This is a genomic window from Bradyrhizobium sp., from assembly GCF_019242285.1.
Taxonomy (GTDB): Bacteria; Pseudomonadota; Alphaproteobacteria; order Rhizobiales; family Xanthobacteraceae; genus Bradyrhizobium.
In genome coordinates this window covers 1-2,976 of the sequence record NZ_JAFAVV010000384.1, presented here as the reverse complement: position 1 = coordinate 2,976, position 2,976 = coordinate 1, and the positions used below count along the sequence as shown (strand labels likewise).

General features: G+C 63.1%; 4 protein-coding genes. All 4 read left to right on the top strand.

What is annotated here, in order from left to right; all coding sequences use genetic code 11:
* The first annotated feature begins 153 nt into the window (after positions 1–153).
* The 4 genes from ugpE (at position 154) to JOY90_RS14885 (ending at position 2,971) form a co-directional block, all read left to right on the top strand.
* Positions 154–1,002 (top strand): sn-glycerol-3-phosphate ABC transporter permease UgpE, encoded by an 849-nt coding sequence (ugpE, locus tag JOY90_RS14900; RefSeq protein WP_291691882.1) that lies wholly within the window; start codon positions 154–156, stop codon positions 1,000–1,002.
* 10 nt (positions 1,003–1,012) lie between these two features.
* Positions 1,013–2,101 (top strand): sn-glycerol-3-phosphate import ATP-binding protein UgpC, encoded by a 1,089-nt coding sequence (locus JOY90_RS14895; RefSeq protein WP_291691881.1) that lies wholly within the window; start codon positions 1,013–1,015, stop codon positions 2,099–2,101.
* Positions 2,102–2,232: 131 nt separating this feature from the next.
* Entirely contained in the window at positions 2,233–2,658 is a 426-nt protein-coding gene (locus JOY90_RS14890) for an Hsp20 family protein (RefSeq protein WP_291691880.1), read from the top strand.
* A 49-nt stretch (positions 2,659–2,707) separates the two neighbouring features.
* Positions 2,708–2,971 (top strand): DUF1150 domain-containing protein, encoded by a 264-nt coding sequence (locus JOY90_RS14885; protein ID WP_291691879.1) that lies wholly within the window; start codon positions 2,708–2,710, stop codon positions 2,969–2,971.
* The last annotated feature ends 5 nt before the right edge of the window (positions 2,972–2,976 follow it).

Here is a 2,976-nt window from a genome sequence, read left to right as displayed (position 1 = left end):
TAATGCGCCGGGGCCTGGAGGACTTCCAGCGCATCAAATACGGAGCTACCCTGAGGCTTCAACATGTGTGAATCCGACAGCTGTGAAGGAGGGGGAGAGGGGGTGCACCTCCGACGCTGCTTGAGCCAACCTGATTTCAGCGGACTCTAGGTCATGGTCGAGCATCGCCGCTTCGGAAACCTGCTGCCCCACCTGATCCTGCTGGCCGGCGTCGTGGTCGTCGCGTTCCCGATCTATCTCGCGGTCATCGCCTCGACCCATACCGACAGCTTGATCGCCAACGGCCAGATGCCGCTCTATCCGGGCACGCATGGGCTGGAGACCTATTGGCACACCATCGTCTCCGGCACCGGCAGGACCACGCGGCAGCCGGTCGGCGACATGATGCTGGCGAGCCTGATCATGGCGGTCGGCATCGCCGCCGGAAAGATCGCGATCTCGATCATCTCGGCCTACGCCATCGTGTTCTTCTCGTTCCCGTTCCGGATGACCACGTTCTGGGTCATCTTCATCACGCTGATGCTGCCGGTCGAGGTCCGCATCTTCCCGACCTACAAGATCACCAGCGACATGCATCTCTTGGATTCCTATTCCGGGCTGATCCTGCCGCTGATCGCCTCCGCCACCGCAACGCTGCTATTCCGGCAGTTCTTCATGACGGTGCCGAAGGAGCTGGTCGAAGCTTCCAAGATGGACGGCGCCGGCCCGATCCGCTTCTTCTTCGATACGCTGTTGCCGCTGTCGGTCACCAACATTGCCGCGCTGTTCGTGATCCTGTTCATCTATGGCTGGAATCAGTATCTGTGGCCGCTGCTGATCACGACCCGCGACGACATGCAGACCATCGTGATCGGCATCAAGAAGATCATCGACGTGCACGACGCGCTCACCGAATGGTCGGTCGCGATGGCGACCGCGATGCTCGCAATGCTGCCGCCGGTCGCGGTCGTGGTGCTGATGCAGCGCCTGTTCGTCAAGGGGCTGATCGAGACGGAGAAATGAGGCGTGCTCCATGGCTAACGTAACTTTGCGTCACGTCCGCAAGGCCTATCCGAACGGCTTCGAGGCCATCAAGGGCGTCGATTTCGATGTCGGCGACGGCCAGTTCTGCGTGCTGGTCGGCCCCTCCGGCTGCGGCAAGTCGACGCTGTTGCGCATGGTCGCGGGCCTGGAGACGGTCACCGGCGGCGTGATCGACATCGGCGGCCGCATCGTCAACCAGGTCGAGCCGGCCGACCGCGACATCGCGATGGTGTTCCAGAACTATGCGCTCTATCCGCACATGAGCGTCTACAACAACATGGCCTACGGCCTGCGCAACCGCGGCATGCCCAAGGGCGAGATCGAGACGCGGGTGCAGGAAGCGGCCCGCGTCCTCGAGCTTTCCGCGATGCTCGACCGCAAGCCCGGCCAGCTCTCGGGCGGCCAGCGCCAGCGCGTCGCGATGGGCCGGGCCATCGTGCGGCAGCCGAAGCTGTTCCTGTTCGACGAGCCGTTGTCGAATCTCGACGCCAAGCTGCGCATCGCGATGCGGGTCGAGATCCGCAAGCTGCAGCGGCGCCTGAGCACGACGTCGATCTACGTCACCCACGACCAGCTCGAGGCGATGACGCTCGCCGACATCCTGGTGGTGATGAACGGCGGCCAGGTGGAGCAGATCGGCAATCCGCTCGACATCTACCAGAAGCCCGCGACCACTTTCGTCGCCACCTTCATCGGCGCGCCGCCGATGAACCTGATCCCGTCGCGCGATTGCGGTTTGCATCTCGAGGGCGCAGCCGCTGAGGCCGGGATCGTCGGCATCCGGCCTGAGGATTTCCAGATCGCCGCGAACGGCGTGCCGGCAGGCGGGATCGCACTGGGACTGACCGTGGAAACGATCGAGCGGGTCGGCGCGGAGACCTACATCTATGGCTTGCGCACGCAGCCGGAGGACCAGCCGGCCGTCAGCGCCAAACCGGGCGAGCTGCGAACCGGTGAAATCCTGGTCCGGATTCCCGGCCAGAGCGGGCCCGCCATCGGCGATCGGATCAGGGCCGTGGCGCCGCGGGAAAAACTCCACGCCTTCACCACGGACGGCCGCCGCCGGATCGATTTGTAGGGTGTTAACCGGCCGTCGAGGGGCCTGTTCCAGGTGCTTGAATCGTCTGCGCAATATGCCCATATTGCAGGCCAAGGGGTGCCTTGCGGGCCCTGAAACGTCAAAGTCGCTTCGAGAGGACTTTGTAAACTATGTCTCGTGTTCCTTCGTTATCCAGTCCGTTCCTGCTGGGCTTCGACGAGATCGAGCGCGTGCTCGACCGCGTCGTCAAGGGTGCCGACGGTTATCCTCCTTACAATATCGAGCGCTGCGAACGCAGCAACGGGCAACCCGAGCGCTTGCGGATCACGCTTGCGGTCGCCGGTTTCACCCGGGATCAACTCGATGTCACGATTGAGGAAAATCAACTCGTCATTCGCGGCCGGCAGCAGGATGACAAGGCCCGGCAATACATCCATCGCGGCATCGCGGCGCGCCACTTCCAGCGCACCTTCGTGCTCGCGGAGGGAATGCACGTGCTGGGCGCGGACTTGAAGAACGGGTTGTTGTCCATCGATCTGGCCCGGCCCGAGCCGGAGCGGGTTGTTAAGACAATCGCTATCAATGAACACGAATAATGGAACCAGTAGCGGACTCGACCGCTTAAGACTCAGAGGAGTCGAGACCATGACTGACGGTATTGTCGCGTATGAACAGGACGTCTCGCCGGAGGCGCTGGAACATCTGGGCGAAGGCCATATCGCCTATGTGAAGCAGATCCGCTCCGAGGACGTGCCTGACCTGTTTCCGCAGGCGCCCCGTATTGCCCCGGGCCTCAAGCTCTTCGCCCTGCATGCCGCCGATGGCACGCCGATCATGCTGACCGATTCGCGCGAAGCGGCGGTCGCCAATGCCTGGAGCAACGAGCTGCAGGCCGTGAGCGTGCACTAGCGACG